General features: G+C 39.6%; 10 protein-coding genes. 5 read left to right on the forward strand and 5 right to left on the reverse strand.

Annotated elements, in window-relative coordinates:
• The first annotated feature begins 63 nt into the window (after window positions 1-63).
• On the forward strand, window positions 64-2,538 hold the full coding sequence (locus J0X14_RS17370) for a glycosyl hydrolase 115 family protein (RefSeq protein ID WP_207099092.1): 2,475 nt from the start codon (window positions 64-66) through the stop codon (window positions 2,536-2,538).
• Window positions 2,539-2,562: 24 nt separating this feature from the next.
• Here the strand turns inward: J0X14_RS17370 and J0X14_RS17375 are convergent, their stop codons facing one another.
• From J0X14_RS17375 to J0X14_RS17395, 5 genes are all read right to left on the reverse strand, one after another.
• A complete protein-coding gene (locus tag J0X14_RS17375) occupies window positions 2,563-4,074 on the reverse strand; it encodes a rhamnogalacturonan acetylesterase (RefSeq protein ID WP_207099093.1) in 1,512 nt (503 codons plus the stop codon).
• A gap of 82 nt (window positions 4,075-4,156) precedes the next feature.
• Window positions 4,157-6,295, reverse strand: a complete 2,139-nt coding sequence (locus J0X14_RS17380) for a family 43 glycosylhydrolase (protein WP_207099094.1) — start codon at window positions 6,293-6,295, stop codon at window positions 4,157-4,159.
• A gap of 48 nt (window positions 6,296-6,343) precedes the next feature.
• Entirely contained in the window at window positions 6,344-7,894 is a 1,551-nt protein-coding gene (locus tag J0X14_RS17385) for a pectinesterase family protein (RefSeq protein WP_207099095.1), read from the reverse strand.
• Window positions 7,895-7,897: 3 nt separating this feature from the next.
• On the reverse strand, window positions 7,898-10,768 hold the full coding sequence (locus J0X14_RS17390) for a glycoside hydrolase family 2 protein (protein WP_207099096.1): 2,871 nt from the start codon (window positions 10,766-10,768) through the stop codon (window positions 7,898-7,900).
• An 89-nt stretch (window positions 10,769-10,857) separates the two neighbouring features.
• Complete coding sequence (locus J0X14_RS17395; RefSeq protein WP_207099097.1) at window positions 10,858-11,907, reverse strand: GntR family transcriptional regulator; 1,050 nt, start codon at window positions 11,905-11,907, stop codon at window positions 10,858-10,860.
• A 232-nt stretch (window positions 11,908-12,139) separates the two neighbouring features.
• On the opposite strand from J0X14_RS17395, the gene J0X14_RS17400 reads away from it, so the two are divergent.
• From J0X14_RS17400 to J0X14_RS17415, 4 genes are all read left to right on the forward strand, one after another.
• Complete coding sequence (locus tag J0X14_RS17400; protein ID WP_207099098.1) at window positions 12,140-14,242, forward strand: bifunctional aldolase/short-chain dehydrogenase; 2,103 nt, start codon at window positions 12,140-12,142, stop codon at window positions 14,240-14,242.
• An 83-nt stretch (window positions 14,243-14,325) separates the two neighbouring features.
• Window positions 14,326-15,606 carry a sugar isomerase gene (locus tag J0X14_RS17405; protein ID WP_207099099.1) on the forward strand — a complete coding sequence of 427 codons (1,281 nt, stop codon included), beginning with the start codon at window positions 14,326-14,328 and terminating at the stop codon, window positions 15,604-15,606.
• Window positions 15,607-15,615: 9 nt separating this feature from the next.
• A complete protein-coding gene (locus J0X14_RS17410; protein WP_207099100.1) occupies window positions 15,616-16,989 on the forward strand; it encodes an FGGY-family carbohydrate kinase in 1,374 nt (457 codons plus the stop codon).
• Entirely contained in the window at window positions 16,989-18,161 is a 1,173-nt protein-coding gene (locus J0X14_RS17415) for an alpha-hydroxy acid oxidase (RefSeq protein WP_207099101.1), read from the forward strand. Before J0X14_RS17410 ends, J0X14_RS17415 begins: the two co-directional genes overlap by 1 nt.
• The last annotated feature ends 9 nt before the right edge of the window (window positions 18,162-18,170 follow it).

The following is an 18,170-nucleotide window of genomic DNA, read 5'->3' on the forward strand; positions in this document are numbered from 1 at the left end:
ACACTATCATACAATTAACCATATTTGAATAGCAGCCCGCTGAAACAAAATATTGATATCGGCATGAAATCATTAGGTACATTTCTATGTAGTATACTATTTATCTGTTTTTCTTCATGTTCGCAGAAAAGCGACGGTTTTCTTATTTATGACGGCAATGATGTTGTTTCAATCTTTGTTGATGAGAACAGCGATGCGTTAATACGTTGGGCAGCTGAAGAATTTGCAACGGATATTGAAGACCTGACCGGGAAACGACCTGAGATTGTGTTTACTTCAAAAATCAATTCTGCAGGGGGAATTTATATCGGTCAGTTTCAAGATGAATTGATAGATGCTTCAACAGCGGCACCTTTTGATATGGAAGGTGACTGGGAAAAATTTTCAATACTCCAACAAGAGAATAATCTGTTTATCGTTGGAAGCGATGTGCGAGGTACGGTATATGGGATTTTTGAAGTTGCGGAATGCTTGGGTGTTTCTCCTTGGAAATGGTGGGCGGATGTTCGGCCTATAAAAAAGGAGAATCTACAACTCCACTTGCCCGAAGAGGGCATTACGGAGTCTCCCTCGGTTGAATATCGCGGTATTTTTATAAATGATGAAGATTGGGGCTTGCAACCGTGGGCTGCAAAAACCTTTGAACCGGAAACTGGAGATATCGGCCCAAAAACCTATGAAAAAGTATTTCAATTGTTATTGCGTTTAAAGGCAAACACCATATGGCCTGGCATGCATCCCTGCACCCAAGGCTTCTTTACGGTAAACGGTAACAAAGAGATGGCCCAAAAATACCATATGGTCATTGGAACATCGCACGCAGAGCCCATGCTTAGAAACAATGTATCTGAATGGGACCATGAGCAGGGAGACTACAATTATGTGATCAATAAAGATCAAATAAACGCATACTGGCAATCACGACTGGATGAAGTTAAGCAAGGTAACAACCAGACCATTTTAACACTGGGGATGCGCGGTATTCATGACAGTGGAATGGAAGGGGTACAGAGCAAGCAAGAAGGGATGGAATTGGTGCAGGACATATTTGCCAACCAAAGACAGATGATTTCAAATACCTTTCAAACACCCATTGAAGAAATTCCACAGGTGTTTATACCCTATAAGGAAGTTTTGGATTTGTATGATAATGGCATGTCCGTTCCAGATGATGTAACACTGATGTGGACGGATGACAACTATGGATACATCAGAAGATTGAGCAATGAGGAGGAACAAAAAAGAGCGGGTGGAAGCGGTGTGTATTATCATTTAAGCTATTGGGGCAGGCCCCATGATTACCTTTGGTTGAGTACGGCGCAACCGGGGTTGATATGGTATGAAATGTCCAGGGCCTATGCCAATGGGGCCAAAAAAATATGGATAGCCAATATTGGGGATATTAAGCCCGCTGAATATGATATGGAACTTTTTCTTGATTTGGCTTGGGACATTGCCTGCATCAAGGAAAATACCATTAACGATCATCACAAGAATTGGGCAAAAAGGGAATTTGGCAATGAAAATGCAGAAGAAATTTCAGAAATACTCCAGGAATATTACCGTCTTGCATTTTTAAGAAAACCAGAGTACATGGGTTGGGGGCAAACCGAACCCACAACCAGTAACAATCCTACACAATTTACCCAGTTAAATGATAATGAACTGCAACGAAGAATAGATGCTTATCAAAAGCTTTATGAACGGGTGGAGAATATAAAAAATACGATTTCACAAGAAAAGCAAGATGCCTTTTTTCAGTTGGTTGAATATCCTGTAAAAGGAGCAGGGTTGATGAATTTTAAATTTTTAAAGGCCAGCCAAAGTCTATTGTTAAAGGATGACGCTGAAAAGGCCAAGTTATCGGAAGAAGTACAAATGGCTTATGACGAAATCGTAGCCTTGACCCATCACTACAATGAACTTAATAATGGTAAGTGGAATGCCATGATGAGTATGAGCCCAAGAAATTTGCCGGTATTTGGAATGCCAAATTACCCTATGAAGGATAAAACCAAAGACAGTGTTGTTAATGAAAATCCCGCTGCAAAAAGTTCGAAACCCATATTTATACAGGCGAATGACTTTGATTTTTCCTATACCCCTGACGATTATCAATGGAAGCCAGTTGAAAATCTAGGATATAGCAATGCGGGAATGACGGTGTTCCCCTTAAAAAACCATTATTTTAAGGAGGACAAACCGTATTTGGAGTATAAGTTTCATGCTGAAAAGCCCGGAGATTACGAGATTGAGCTTAGATCCTTGCCCACCCATGCAAACAATTTTGATTTTGAGTTAGGAGTATCCGTTGATACTGATTCTCCACAATACTACCCTTTAAATTCAAAGGGAAGAAGTCCTCAATGGAAGGAAAATGTCCTAAGGAACGCAGTTAAGGTTCTACATCCAATTTCCATTGAAAAAGAAGGAATGCATACACTGAAAGTATACGTGAGCCATACCGGAATTGTATTGGACCAAATCGCAATCAACCCTGTTGGGTACGGGGAATATTACGAAATTCCCCTGAATTGATTCGTAAGGGATAACGTAATTAAGTTATTGACTGATTTCGATATAATCCCTAATACCACATTCCTTTAAGTTCTTTAATGCGGTGGCTATGGTTTGGGCACTGAATTCAGCACCCAATTTGCCTGTATGGGTATGGTCTCTGGGGAAAAAAGGCTTTACAGTTTCTTTGCCCACATTCTCATACCGGACGGCGATACTATCATTGATGTCCAAATAAAAGGCATTTTCCATTTCGGCGGTTTCCCTTGACCATTTTACGTAGGTGTCATCTCTTCGTTCAACCTTTCCGTTGGGCCATTCATTTCGTGGTGTTAGGCTTAGAACAATGGGAACAGCCCCTTTTTCCTTGACTTCTTGGATATATTTTTTCATGTACCATCCAAAAGTGTGCACGGTTTCAGTAATGCTGTCCGGCCTGATTACATTTTGGGTTTCATCACCAATTCCTTTGAGTGAGCCTCTAAATTTGGCTTTATCAATATTTCCTGCATCATTGTGCCCAAATTGAATCAAGACAAAATCACCCTTTTGAAATTCTTTTTTTGCAGCTTCCCAAAGGCCTTCATATTCAAAAGTACGGGTACTCCTTCCACCCCTTGCTTTGTTTATGATATTGACTCGGGTGGTATCAAAAAATATCGGAAAAGGTACGCCCCATCCAACAGCATTTTCATCGCCATTATTTGCCATTGTGGAGTCCCCAATCAGAAATATATTTTTCTTTTTGGGCAACACAATTTTTGGTTGATCCAAGATGTAATCCTTTAATGATACATCAGATTTTAGCAATTCATCCGAAATCAATTTAGATGCCAGCATAGCTCCGCGGGCTGAGGTATGCGTATGGTCTTTTTTATAGAAGTAGGAGCCGGTAACTTTCTCTTCTCCTTCGGCATTCATCACCTCGACCATTTTACCGTTCAAATCTACGAACGTGACGCCTTCTTCTTCAGCAATTTGCTTTGCCCATAAACCATATGATTCATCATTTCTGGGTACTTTGCCATTCTCCCAAATATTTCTTGGAATTGGCGATACAACAATCGGGATTCCCCCTTTTTCCTTGGTTTGAGTCACTATTTTACGAATGTACCACCCGTAGCTATGTACAATTTCGTGCTTACCGGTAAGTATATTGTCGATTTCCTCGGTTTCTTCCCCAATGCCCTTTATAGTTCCGCGTGCCCTAAAGTCATCATTGATGGGGCCATCATCGTTATGACCGAATTGAATCAGTACAAAATCACCTTTTTTAAGTTTGTTGTTGACCGTGTCCCAAAGCCCCAGATTTTGATAGGTTCTGCTGCTTGTACCTCCCAGGGCATGATTTTCTACATTGACTTTGGTGCTGTCCAGAAACTGGCCAATAAAATCGCCCCAGCCCCAAAGGCCACCTGCTCCATCCCCTCTGCCGTTTTTAACCGTTGAATCTCCAACGGTGTACACTGTTGGCTTTTCGTCTACTTTGCTATTGCACTGAACAAATAGCGTGCTTATCAATAGAAGTAGTAAAACTGTTTTACCTTTCACTTTCATGGCACATCATTATTTATTTCATTGACCAAAAAATGATAATCCAGGACTTTAAAATTTAAATTTCATAAATACTGAAACCTGCTTATTCTATTCCTTCTATGGTGGGAACAACGGGTATTATGCTTCCATCTTCATTAAATTCCAACTTGTCTATGCATACCTCTCTGTTGTACCCGGCAGCCCGCCCCATATGAATGCCCTTTGGACGATTGAACCTATGGTAAACAATATGCCATTCATCTGTATTTGGTGTTTGGATAACGCTGTTATGTCCAGTACCATAAATGCCTTTCTCGGGTACTTTTTCCAAAATCAGATTATTCTCTGGAATGGTCAAAGGCCCTGTTGGGGAGTTTGATGTGGCATATCTTACTCGGTAGTCTGGGCTTCGGGTATCATTTTCAGACCATAGGAAATAATAGATTCCATTTCTGTAAAACACTTCAGTTCCTTCCCTGAAAGTGCCATCTGAAGGGGTGATTATTTTTAAGGAATTTTCCTTGATGGAAACCATATTATCATTTAATTCCACGACCGCCATGTACCCATTGCCCCAATACAAATAGCTTTTCCCTGAAACTGGGTCGATAAATATATCGGGGTCTATTTCTTGACCTCTATTAATGCCTTGTGGTTTTTCGCCAACTAAAGGTTTGCCTAAATCGACAAAAGGGCCAGTTGGTTCATCAGATACGGCAACACCAATTTTCTGCGCAGCCGTGAAATAGTAAAAATAGTTGTACGCTCCATTTATCTTTTTCTCAATTGCCGCTGGTGCCCATGCATTTCTGCTGGTCCAACTAACATCTTTTTCCAAATCAAGGATAACGCCTTCATCTTTCCAATTGATTAAGTCTTTGGATGAAAATGTTTTAAAATAGGTGCCGGTCCAATTTGTAAAACCATCTGATGTTGGGTACAAATAGTAGGTGGAATCTTTATGGGAATAAAAAATTTCAGGATCGGCATAATAACCTTTTATCACAGGATTATTATCCAGATGAACAGAGGCCTTGTACGTTTTTTGTTTATCCCCATATTCCACGATATAATCAACGGGACCTTTTGAAAAATCCTGGGGGCCAGTCGTTACTGCATTGACCCACGGAACGGTTTGTATCTTTAGGTCCAAATTTGAAATGTCAGTCTCTGGCTTAATGGGCACATAAATGGTACTTTCCTCACCATTTACATCCACATTGATTTGGTTGATGTCCTTGGAATCAAAACTCAAAAATGCACCTCTATCCAGGGTTTCCCATTTTTCCAACAAGGCCTCTTTTTCCTTTTCAGTTATCGGAATAACGGTTCCATGACGCGGATGAAAATTCATTGAAACCGCATCATCAACCACCGTAAAATTTTCTAAATCGTTGGATATTGTAAATTGATATTTTCCCGATGTGTACATATCGTACATTAAAATATATGCGTCAGAATCAATCAATTTAAAAATACCGGAACCTTCAACTGCAGCATCGGTTTGGTCGTAAAACCCCTCTTGTTGCACATAACCCTCGGTCAACTTGTCCGAAATCGCCTTTCTGATTCCACCACCTTCACTTTCATTTTTGAAAAACAGGTGGTATTTCCCATCGTGAAAAACAATATCGCCATCAATACATGCACTGTTGGTTGGGCTAAAGAACAACTGCTTTGGAGTGGTCTCAAAGCCTGTAAAATCTTTATTCGCGTATGCATAATATATTTTATCTGGACTGTCTTTGGTATGCATGGACCAATACACCATATACTTACCTGTGTCTTCATCATAAATGGTTTGGGGTGCCCAAACCCTGTCAATATTTCCATATTCTTCAGGGTACGTTTCTGGGATATTGATTTTAGTTGTTGTCCAATTGATCAAATCAGTGGACTTCATTAAAACCATGGCATAATTGTTCCAGCCCTGATCGATAACATATAAATCGGTGACTACCATATAAAAAGTCTTGCCATCCTCACATCTTAGGATATGCGGGTCACGGACCCCTCCTGATGTACTTATCTCCTTTGAGTCGATAATGGGCTCATTATTGTTCAAGGCATAGTACTTGTATCCATCATCACTAATGGCATAATGTATTGCTTCTTCTCCCGGACCACTCCCAACAAAGTAGGTGAATAAATAAGATACGGGCGCTTCGGATTTTGAAGAATTACAGGCAAAAAAACTTGATACGACCACTAAAATAAGAAGGAATGAATGTTGGTTGTTCATGATGATTGTTCAGCTAATTTGTTTAAATGTTATAACTAATTTATTTGCTTATTTAGCGGGTATTGGTGTCCATCCACCTAAAACAAAAGCAGGATTGGAATAGTTTCCAATAATCTCTTTGTCTTTATCCATAGTCAATTGTCTGGAAAAATCAGCTCGTTGGGAAACATCAACTGGCTTTCCATCCTCTATATTGGTGCTGTTATATTCCCAATAATGTATATTTTCAGTGACTTCCCCAACCGTTCCCCATCCTACCGGAGCAATATTTTTGAGAGCGCAATCAATCAAAACAGCCTCGGTATAAGGATATGAGTTGCCATTATTTATGGGTGCTCTTCCCAATGTAGTGCCTTTTGGGCTTAAGCCTGTAAAACGGCAATTAACAAATACGTTACCATGATTGGCTTCCGTATTTCTTACCCACATAAAAGGCCCATTGGAAGATAATTCGCAATTTAAGAAGAATGCAGCGCCACGACCTAGTATAGTATCACCAGCTCCATCCAGCCTTATGTTTTCAAAGTACGCAGTTCCATTGGTTTGCAAGGCATCCCCGGAACCCACAATATTTGCGTCTTTTACTATTATTTCTTCACCATTGATCAATAACCCTTCTGCCTGTCCATATAATAAGTTCTTGACGGTTAAATTCAATAATTGGATATTTTTACAATTATCTATGGCGAAAGCTGCTCTTCTTGAAGGAAAAGATCCAGGCCACTCATTGGTTTTTATATTCCATGGATGTGGATTGAATTCTTCTTTATTGGCATATTGAACGATTACTTTTTCTCGATCTTCACCTTTGATAATAATGTTGGATTTGTTCCTGAAATAAATTAGTTCTTCATAAACCCCATTTTTAATAAAAATGGTGATAGTATCTTTATAATTATTGGGAATATAATCAATAGCCCCTTGAAGTGTATTGAAGTCACCAGTGCCTTTATCATCAACTACTAGTTCCTTTTTATCAAGGTCGGGAGCATTTTCTTTTGTGCTAAAACGCCATGTATTTTTATTGTAAACGCCCTTAAATTTCCCATTTGTTGGAGTTATTACCGTACTATCAATCAAAACGTAATAGTCTTTATTGTATTCTAAAAGGTTGTGGTGTAGGTAGATTGTTGCCGTATTTTCATGAACAATAATGGGATAAAAATGAAAAGCATCAGTAAAACCACCAATAATTGTTAGTTGATATTCATTGGATGGAGGCAATCCAGTTCCCGAAGGTGTACCGGGTTTTGTATTAGCATTGCTAAAATTACCGTCAACATATTCATAGGGTACATCGGTATAAATCGCTTCAGGATTATTATCACGTTCAGTTGGTCCAGCGGGAATGCTTATGTCCAATACATCCACTAACGAATCGGTAGCGCTATCAAAAACTTTTATTTTACCCGTATTGCCAATAATGGGTACGGTATCGAATGTAATCTTAAGGTGTGTATCTGGACTAATATGCTGTTCATTAGCCGCTGGATAAAAAGTTATGTTTTCAAATGTTTCCGGTGATGTGCATGAAACTATTAAAGTGATACCAAACAGATAAAAAACCAACCTGATACTTGAAATAGTACTCTTTTCCATTTTTTAATCGTTTTTATTTTTGATCGTTCTAAAATCAAACCACAAATTCATAGGAATACCTTGGTCGCCTATTTTGATGCGGATATTAGTAGGTTGACTTTTGGGCCCATGATGCTCTAAAGGTTTAAATGAGCGCTGCGCTGGGATTTCATACATGAATGAAATATCACCTTCAGGAAATTCGGGTTGGGGATGACTTCCAGGAAGCGCATTTTTGGGTTTTTCCGGTGTAAATAAGCGCAAAAATACTTCTTCCGATTCACTGTAAACTTTAAAACTATAGGGTTCCGATTCCAATGATGCACCAATTAAATTGGCATGATACCCTTTAAATTCTGGATAGATCAAGTTTTCAAAACTTTCACCGGTAATAGTGTTGTTGTACTCTTTTTCCCAAACCCCATAGGTTGCCCCCTTGATTCTGTTTTTCCAAACGCGGTAAGGACCTTTCCCCAACCATTTTATGCCTTTTACATTATCTTCCGGGAAATCAAAAGTGATTCCAAAAGCGTCAACTTCTCCTTCATAAAATGCTCCGTCAAAGCCATTGCTCCTTCCTGCATTTTTAAGGGCAATCATTTCCATTTTCAGACGTCCGTCCGGATGCATGGTCCATTTGATGGAATGGATACCGCCTCTGTATTGAACCAAACAAACCGCATTGTTGCCTTCTTGGCTTACCTTCACATCTTTGATCTCTATTTTCATACCAATGGGTCGAGGGCCATTTTTAAAAGGGATTTCTTGTTGACCATTAAAAACTGATGTGATTTCTCCATTTTCCCTATTCAAAACCACTTTAATAGTACCACCTGTAAGCGTTACGGTATTTCCAATTTCATTGGCCTGTGCGATTGCTGTACTTTCCTTTTTCAACAAAAATTTAGTGGTAAAATATTCGGCGTCATGAATAGGCCAGGACCACGTAAAAATTTCTCTTTGATGTTGGTCATGCGCTACGATTTCCAATAAATCCCCATCAAAGAAATTATCCGCAACCGACATTTTAATCTTTCGTGTTTCACCGGGTTCTATGGATGGAATGTCTATTCCCCCTGAAAGAATTATTTCTGATGCGGCGTTTGAATAAAATGTGTTTTCTGGGAATTTCACCACGCGATATTCCATGGTGCAGCTGTTCAAATTGCTGAAGAGGTAGTCGTTTGTGATCAAAAAAGAACCGTCAAACGTTGCTGTAATTTTTTTAGGTGCAAATTGAATTGGAGCCCAGATTTCCTTAACGGTATAAAAACTACCTTCCTTTTCACGATGTGGACCTAAAATACCATCTGGTGCGAGAGATCCCTTGGAATCGTATTGTTGTTCACCCGTCCAATCACTCCTCTTTACCGCAGCATCGGAAAACACCCACATAAATCCGCCAGCGAACAATGGACTTTCTTTCCATTGGCTCCAAAAATCCTCTAAACCGGCCCCGTGACCGTTGTCGTAGGTGCCATGCAAAAACTCGGTTGGGAAAAATACATTTTCACCATTGTTAAAACGATGGACACCTGTTTGATAGGTGGGATAATGATGTGTGTCCCAATCATCAAAATCTGACCAAGGGTGGATGACAATGCGTTTTTGGGGGTCTAGATCCCTAAAAATAGGGTCCACATCGTAATTCCAGCCACCTTCATTGCCGTTGTCCCACATGAGGACTGAGGCATGGTTCACATCTCTTTTGACCATTTCGGTTGCCAGTTTTGTACCCACCTCGGTATCATAGGGATTTTGCCAACCTGCTAATTCATTCAACACAAAAAGACCAAGTGAATCACAGGCCTCCAAGAAATGTGTGTCCGGGGGGTAATGACCACGAACAGCATTCATGTTCATATCTTTCATGAGATTTACATCCATTATGCTGATACGTTTACTTGTGCTTCTTCCAGATTCCGGCCATATGGTATGGCGGTCTATCCCTTTCATGATAATCTTGGTGCCATTTACATAAATACCGTCTTTTTTACGGAACTCCAGCGTTCTAAAACCTATACGCTTTGATACTTCGTGAATGGTTGTTTCACCCTGTTTTAATGTAAGGTTCAAGGTGTACAAATTTGGGGTTTCCGGGGTCCACAATGCCACATCATCCCATTGCATGGAAATGGTTTTCTTTGCTGTTTTTCTTGGAATGTCAAAGGAATGCGTTTTAAAAGAAGCACCATCTTTCAATGCCGTGATTGATGCCTCAACCACGGCGTTTTTGGATAAATTTTTGATATTCATATCCACTGTGAGCGAACCATCCATTTTAGCATTTACAGCAATATGTTCTATTTGTGTTTTTGGAGCGATTTCCAGCCAAACGGGTCTATAAATACCTCCAAAGAGCCACCAGTCGGCCTTTCTCTCGGCTGCGTTTATGGACTCATTGGCTGAGTGCTTATAAACATGGACTTCCAAAAGATTTTTTTCTCCATATTTAAGTAGAGAAGTGATATTGTATTTGAATTCATAGAATCCACCTTGGTGTATTTCGCCTGCCAGTTTCCCGTTTATTTTTACTTCAGTATCTGTCATGGCCCCACCAAAAACTATAGTTTTGTCTTTTCCTTTATATGACAATGGAATATCAAATTCATATTTATAAAAACCTTCTTCCTTACTTGGACCTCCTTCGCTTTTCAATTCTGCATACCAACGACCATAAGTGTATTCTCCAAAGCCTTCAAACTCCCAATGAGAGGGCACATTAATAGTTGTCCATATATTGCTGTTGGCACCATCGGTACACATAAAATCCCATTTAACGGGATGTTCAAAATCTTCGCCGGAAAGCATTATTTTTTCGGTTTCCTGGGCTTGGGAAATTATAGTGCCCGCAAGAGCCATAAATGCCCCTAGGACTATTTTTGCTTGTTTCATTCTTATGATTTGTTGTGAGTGAAGGAAGATGGATATAGTTTGTTTATGTAGTGTGTATGATGTGAGATAGAGGTTGAATCCAACAAAATTTATACGGAGTTACGCTCAATGTAATGGAAATTGTTTTTTATGGTTTCCAATTTATTGTTGAGAATCATATGGGCGGTCAATTCGCCCATTGCGTTAAAATCGGTGCTGATCACGGTAATTCCCAATAGTTCTTTGAGGGGAGTATCGTTATAGGAGATAATACCAATATCTTTCCCCAGTTTTAAATTTTTGGCATTAACTTGATGTACCAAGCTTACCAAATCCATTTCTTCTATTACAATATAGGCATCCTTGCTATGTAGTTCCATGCCTTCATATATTTCATCCAAGACTTCAAACTTGAGATTTTGTTCATCACAGAATTGAACGAACCCATGTAGTATTCGTCTGGGATAGGGAAATACGGTCTTATTGGGATAGACCAATATTAATTTTTCATATTGACTTAACTTATCGGCTCCGCTTTTCAAGGCAAAATAGATGTCGTTTTTAAAATCTTGGATAATAGCTCCATGATTTCCTTTGATTTCAGGCTTGTTGTTGTCCATAAGGATAAGCCTGTCTTTTGGTATTTGCTCTATAATGTTGGTTACAGCCTCGGTGGAGCTTACGTGATTCAAGTTGTCATCCTTAAAGTGGGGCATAAGGACATAATAGTCATATGCTCCTATGTTTTTTTCAATAGCCTTTATGAACAAAGACTCATCACAATGATAAATGGAAAGGGTTACGTGCCCATCAACCCCCATACAGTTGACAAAAGAATTATAGATTCTCATTTTATATGAACTGGGCTTGTTGATCAGAAAGAAAACATTCAATTTGGAAATTAAATCAGTCTTTGCGGTATAGTATCCTTTCCCCTTTACTGAAATTATTATTTTCCTCTTTTTTAGCTCCCTATATGCTTTTTCAACGGTGTCTCTTGAAAGGTAACAAGTTTCACTCAATTCGTTTATAGAAGGTATTTTTTGCCCTATTTCCAGCTTGCTTTTTGCAATATCGTCAATGATTGAATTTACAATCTGCTTGTATTTTGGAATTCTAGAGAATTCATCAATATGAATATGGACAGGGGTACTAATCATTTATAAACATCATTGTTTTGTGTAATCGATTACACAATGTAATAATTATATTTTAAGTTTTAAAATTAAACTTAATGTTAAATCACAAAATCCCATGGTATTGTGTTTATAGGAGTTTTTTACCTTGACATGCTTTTTTAAACTCATTTACCCTATTAATAGCATAACACCACAGGACAGCAATGCACTCCTAATAATATATATTTGACTGGTAAATATGAAACTTAAGAATATGAAAGTGCAAAAGGCTTTTCAATATGTAAATTACTTGTGGGACGAAAAAAAAGCAGCTGAACTTGGAGATGACCAAGTGGCACTTTTTCTATATAGATCCAACATTTTGGGGAGCGACCTTAGAATAACCAATTACGGTGGAGGAAACACAAGCTGCAAGACCTTTGAAAAAGACCCATTGACCAATGAAGAAGTTGAGGTAATGTGGATAAAGGGATCGGGTGGCGATATTGGAACTCTTACTCGTTCTGGTATTGCAGGATTGTATACTGAAAGATTACGAAATTTAAAGAATGTTTACGGAGGCTTAAGCGATGAAGATCGTATGGTTGGACTATTTAACCATTGTATCTATGATTTGGATAGCAGGGCACCATCCATAGACACCCCATTGCATGGGTTGCTTCCATTTGAACACATAGACCACTTGCATCCTGATGCTTTGATAGCAGTGGCCGCTGCAAAAGACAGTGAAAAAATAACCAAAGAAATCTGGGGAGATACCATGGGTTGGGTCCCATGGCAACGCCCAGGATTTGATTTGGCACTTCAATTGGAAAAATGCCTAAATGACAATCCAGGAATCAGGGGAATTGTTTTAGGCAGCCACGGATTGTTTACTTGGGGAGATACTTCTTATGAGTGCTATATGAACAGTTTGGATGTCATTGAAACGGCATCGGAATACATAGAAAAGAAGGTCAAGGCGCAGGGCAATGTTTTTGGAGGACAAAAGACAGAGAGTCTGCCCAAAGAAGAACGTATTGAAAAAGCTTCGCAACTTGCTCCGATTTTAAGAGGACTTTGTTCTTCAGAGAACAGAATGGTAGGTCACTTCACGGATGATGACAAGGTGTTGGAATTCATCAACAGTAACGACTTGGGAAAACTGGCCCCAATGGGTACATCTTGCCCAGATCATTTTTTGAGAACAAAAATCCAACCATTGGTATTGGATTTGGATACTTCAGAAGATATCTCCGATACAGAAGCGGTCTTGAAAAAATTAAATCCAGCTTTTGATCAGTACAGAAAAGAATATAAAGCGTATTATGAAAGCTGTAAAAAGGAAAACAGCCCTGCCATGCGCGATGCAAACCCGGTGATTATCCTTTATCCTGGAGTGGGTATGTTCTCTTTTGCAAAAAATAAACAAACGGCACGTGTGGCCAGTGAATTTTATATCAATGCCATAAATGTAATGAGGGGTGCAGAGGCAATAACCCAGTACACTTCTTTACCAAGACAAGAAGCTTTTGATATTGAATATTGGTTGCTGGAAGAAGCCAAGCTCCAAAGAATGCCAAAGGAAAAACCCTTGTCAAGAAAAGTGGCTTTGGTAACTGGAGCAGGTGGCGGAATTGGAAAAGCCATTGCCGATAAGTTAGCGGCAGAAGGGGCCAATGTGGTACTATCTGATATTGCAGAAGATAGATTGAAAGAGGTGAATGCAACCTATGCCAAAGATATTTCAACCTATACCGTTTGCGATGTTACCGATTCGGAATCCATTGCTAATGCTTATAAGAGAGCGTGTCTTGAATTTGGTGGAGTAGACATTGTGGTGCACAGTGCGGGCCTTGCTATCTCCAAATCATTGGAAGATACCACGGAGAAAGACTGGGACCTTCTTCAAAATGTGTTGGTAAAAGGTCAGTTTGAATTGGCAAAACAAGCCGTTTCCATTCTAAGAAAGCAAAGCTTAGGAGGTGATATTATTCATATAGCCAGTAAGAACGGATTGGTCTCTGGACCCAACAATGTGGGCTATGGAACTGCGAAGGCTGCACAGCAGCACATGACCAGATTGTTGGCCGCCGAATTGGGAAAAGATAAAATAAGAGTGAATACAGTGAATCCGGATGGAGTAATTGTAGGCAGTAAAATTTGGGAGGGAAATTGGGCTGAAGGAAGGGCCAAGGCCTATGGAATTGCTGTTGAGGAGTTACCCGCCCATTATGCCAAAAGAAATTTGTTGAACGAGATAATCTACCCTGCTGATATTGCCAATGGGGTGTTTTCATTGGTCGGAATATTGGACAAATCCACAGGAAACATAATTAATGTGGACGGCGGTATGGCCAATGCATTTGTAAGATAAGTTTAGTTTGAGTTAGTTTTAGTTGTAAAGAGCTTCCAAGGATGGTTAAACTTTGGGAGCTTTTTTCTAAATTAAAAAATGTTATGCAGATAGATAAAGAACAGATAGAAGACCTAAACAAGAGCGGGTTGGCCAATCATAAAGCAAGTTTTGATTTTTTGGCAAATCAACTGACCAAACAGGGCCATGAAGTAGATGGGATTGTAAAAAAACTATCTCAATTTCAAATTGCTGTTCCGAGTTGGGCCTTGGGGGCCGGAGGTACCCGTTTTGCTCGGTTTTCGTATCAAGGAGAACCGTCCAATCTCAATCAAAAGTTGGAGGATGTGGGATTGCTGCATGCCCTTACGCAAACCGCAGGTTCGGTTTCATTACATATTCCATGGGACGTTCCAGAAGATTATTTAGCCATTAAAGAATTGGCAAACTTGTTGAACATAACTTTTGATGCAGTAAATTCCAACACCTTCCAGGATCAACCCAACCAAAAGGAAACTTACAAATATGGCTCACTGGGAGACCGAAGCAAGGCAGCACGGGAGCAGGCCATTGCCCATAATATTGAGGTGGTTAAGATAGGGGAGCAGCTGGGGTCAAAAGCGTTAACGGTTTGGTTGGCAGACGGAGCCTCGTTTCCGGGGCAGAACAATTTTCAAGAATCGCTTAAAAATACGGAAAACAGCCTCAAACAAATTTATGACGGGCTACCATTGGATTGGAAATTATTGATAGAATACAAACCCTATGAACCTAATTTTTACAGTACCATAATCCAAGATTGGGGCACCTCTTTTATGTTGGCAAACGCTTGCGGGGAGCGAGCTACAACTTTGGTTGATTTAGGACACCACTTGCCCAACACCAATATTGAACAAATTGTTGCAACATTGATGTATAAGGGAAGATTGGGTGGATTTCATTTCAATGATAGCAAGTATGGAGATGATGACTTAACGGTGGGCAGCATAAAGCCATATGCCTTGTTTCTTATTTTTAACGAGCTGGTCTATGGTATGCAAAACAATCCACAAAACCCTGAACTTTCATGGATGATAGATGCCAGCCATAACTTAAAAGACCCCTTGGAAGATTTAATTCAATCCTTGGAAGCTATACAGGAAGCATATGCCAAGGCATTGCTAATTGACCAAGATGCCTTAAAGGAGGCGCAAAAAAGGAGTGATGTTACGCTCTGCCAAGAGATTTTACAGCAAGCCTATAGAACTGATGTGAGACCATTGATACAACAGGCGAGTTTTATTGCTGGAGGGGCAATCAACCCTTTAGAGGCCTATAGAACACTTGAGGTTCGTAAGAGCTTGATTTCAGAACGAGGAACTGACTCAAAAGCATCCGGATTATAAAAATTTAGTATGGGAAAGATTAAGGTAACCGCTGTTTTTGATATTGGCAAGACCAATAAAAAATTTTTCCTGTTTGATGCAAAGCTCCAAGAAGTATACAGAGAGTATGCCCAGTTTGATGAAATCAAGGACGAGGATGGTTTTCCCACAGAAAACTTACCCGAACTTCAAAAATGGCTTAAGGATTTGTTCGATAGGATTTTAACCGCTGAAACCTATGATATAAAGGCCATCAATTTTTCAACGTATGGTGCCAGCTTGGTTCATTTGGATAATGAGGGCAAGGTATTGGGGCATTTATACAACTACCTAAAACCTATTCCAAAAGACATCATAGAAGAATTCCACGCTACCTACCAGAATGTTCCATCGATGACAGGTTCTCCAAAATCGGGAATGCTCAACTCAGGAATGCAATTGTATTGGCTCAAGAAAACCAATCCTGAACGGTATGGGAAGATTAAATATTCGTTGCATTTTCCGCAGTACATTTCCTATTTGTTCACAGGGATTCCTTTAAGTGAATATACCAGTATTGGTTGTCATACGGCTTTGTGGGATTACGAAAAAAATGATTATCACAATTGGGTATATCAGGAAGGAATCAATGAAAAATTGGCTCCTATTGTGGCATCGCAGACCAGCATAAATATGGTCTATAACCAAAAGAGAATCAATATAGGTGTGGGAATCCATGATAGTTCATCCGCTTTGTTACCCTATATCTTTGGTAATAGAACTCCCTTTTTGTTGCTATCAACCGGAACTTGGAGTATTTCGTTGAATCCTTTTAACAACGAGCAACTGACCATGGATGATATTGCCAATAACTGTCTGAATTACATGCGGATTGATGGCACCCGGGTTAAAGCCACCCGTTTTTTTATGGGTAATGAATATAAGATTCAAGTGAAAAAACTGGGAGAGCATTATGGAAAGGAATATGGGTATCATCGTTCTGTAAAATTCAACCAAGCACTATATCTTGAACTTATTGAAAACCCTTCCACCCATTTCAAATTTGAAGGAATACAATTGAAACGAAAACAGCTTCAAAAAACCGATTTGGAGCCTTTTAAAACTTTCGAGGAAGCATTTCATCAGTTAATGATTGAATTAATGGAACTTCAAGTAAGAATGGTGAAAATGGCCATTGGGGATGTACCAATCCGGAAAATATATATTGACGGCGGCTTTGCCGATAATGATATTTTTGTGAAGCTCATGGGAATCCATTTTAAGGAGTATAGTATCAGGACCACGGTTTCTCCTTTGGGATCTGCTTTGGGAGCTGCCATGGTGATCTCCAATAAAAAACTGAGCAAAGATTTCCTCAAGGAAAATTATAAGATGAAAAAGCTAATCCCTCTAAAATTGGCATAATGGGTAGAATTCCAAAATCCATACAAGATAGTTTTAACCCAAAGTACCCCTCTATAGACGATTTAAGAGAGCGGGCAAAAAAGAAAATCCCAAAATTCGCTTTTGAGTATTTGGATGGTGGGTGTAATGAAGATGTAAACCTGGACAAAAACACCAGGGAAGTCCGCGAAGTGGAGCTAAAGCCTTATTACCTCACCAAGCATACCAAATCATCTATGAAAACCACACTTTTTGGTCATGAATATGATGCTCCTTTTGGTGTTGCTCCCATTGGTTTACAAGGTCTAATGTGGCCCAATTCTCCCGAAATATTGGCAAAGGCCGCCTTTGATTATAATGTACCCTTTATTTTAAGTACAGTAACCACCAGCAATATAGAGCGCGTTGGAGAAATTACGGAAGGAAAAGCTTGGTTTCAATTGTATCACCCTGCGAAAGATAGTCTTCGGGACGATATTATAAAAAGACTGGAAGTTGCAGAATATCCGGTGTTGGTGCTGCTGTCAGACGTCCCCACTTTTGGGTATCGACCCAGGGATATTAGAAATGGATTGGCCATGCCACCAAGGATGTCGTTGAAAAATATGATTCAAATCCTAGGTAGACCCGAGTGGGCAATGCAAACGCTTAAGTACGGACAACCCAATTTTGCAAATTTAATCCCCTATATGCCCAAGGGGTTAGACTTAAAGCAGTTGGGAAAATTTATGAACGACACCTTTTCAGGGCGTCTGAATGAAGAAAAAATAAAGCCCATTCGAGATATGTGGAAGGGTAAAATTGTCTTAAAAGGGGTTGCCAGCGAAGAGGATACCGAAAAAGCCATAAAACTAGGGTTGGACGGTATCATAGTTTCCAATCATGGAGGCCGACAATTGGATGCTGGTCAATCAACTATAAAACCTTTGGTTCCCATAGCAGAAAACTATGGAGATAAAATAAAAGTGATGATGGACAGTGGTCTCCGTTCGGGCCCTGATATAGCCAGAGCTTTGGCAAGTGGGGCGGAGTTCACATTTCTGGGAAGGTCTTTTATGTATGGGGTCTGTGCCTTGGGCAATCAAGGAGGGAACCATGTCATTTCCATATTAAAAACACAATTGCAGCAAGTAATGGAACAGGTTTGTTGTGAGAAAGTTGAAGATTTTCCAAACCATTTAATACCAAAATAACCATTTGAT

Source organism: Allomuricauda sp. CAU 1633, from assembly GCF_017313225.1.
Taxonomy (GTDB): Bacteria; Bacteroidota; Bacteroidia; order Flavobacteriales; family Flavobacteriaceae; genus Flagellimonas.

Coding starts and splice junctions, on each gene's coding strand:
- J0X14_RS17370 (WP_207099092.1), top strand. CDS start 64: ATGAAATCATTAGGTACATTTCTATGTAGTATACTATTTATCTGTTTT.
- J0X14_RS17395 (WP_207099097.1), bottom strand. CDS start 11,907: ATGATTAGTACCCCTGTCCATATTCATATTGATGAATTCTCTAGAATT.
- J0X14_RS17400 (WP_207099098.1), top strand. CDS start 12,140: ATGAAAGTGCAAAAGGCTTTTCAATATGTAAATTACTTGTGGGACGAA.
- J0X14_RS17415 (WP_207099101.1), top strand. CDS start 16,989: ATGGGTAGAATTCCAAAATCCATACAAGATAGTTTTAACCCAAAGTAC.
- J0X14_RS17380 (WP_207099094.1), bottom strand. CDS start 6,295: ATGAACAACCAACATTCATTCCTTCTTATTTTAGTGGTCGTATCAAGT.
- J0X14_RS17385 (WP_207099095.1), bottom strand. CDS start 7,894: ATGGAAAAGAGTACTATTTCAAGTATCAGGTTGGTTTTTTATCTGTTT.
- J0X14_RS17375 (WP_207099093.1), bottom strand. CDS start 4,074: ATGAAAGTGAAAGGTAAAACAGTTTTACTACTTCTATTGATAAGCACG.
- J0X14_RS17410 (WP_207099100.1), top strand. CDS start 15,616: ATGGGAAAGATTAAGGTAACCGCTGTTTTTGATATTGGCAAGACCAAT.
- J0X14_RS17405 (WP_207099099.1), top strand. CDS start 14,326: ATGCAGATAGATAAAGAACAGATAGAAGACCTAAACAAGAGCGGGTTG.
- J0X14_RS17390 (WP_207099096.1), bottom strand. CDS start 10,768: ATGAAACAAGCAAAAATAGTCCTAGGGGCATTTATGGCTCTTGCGGGC.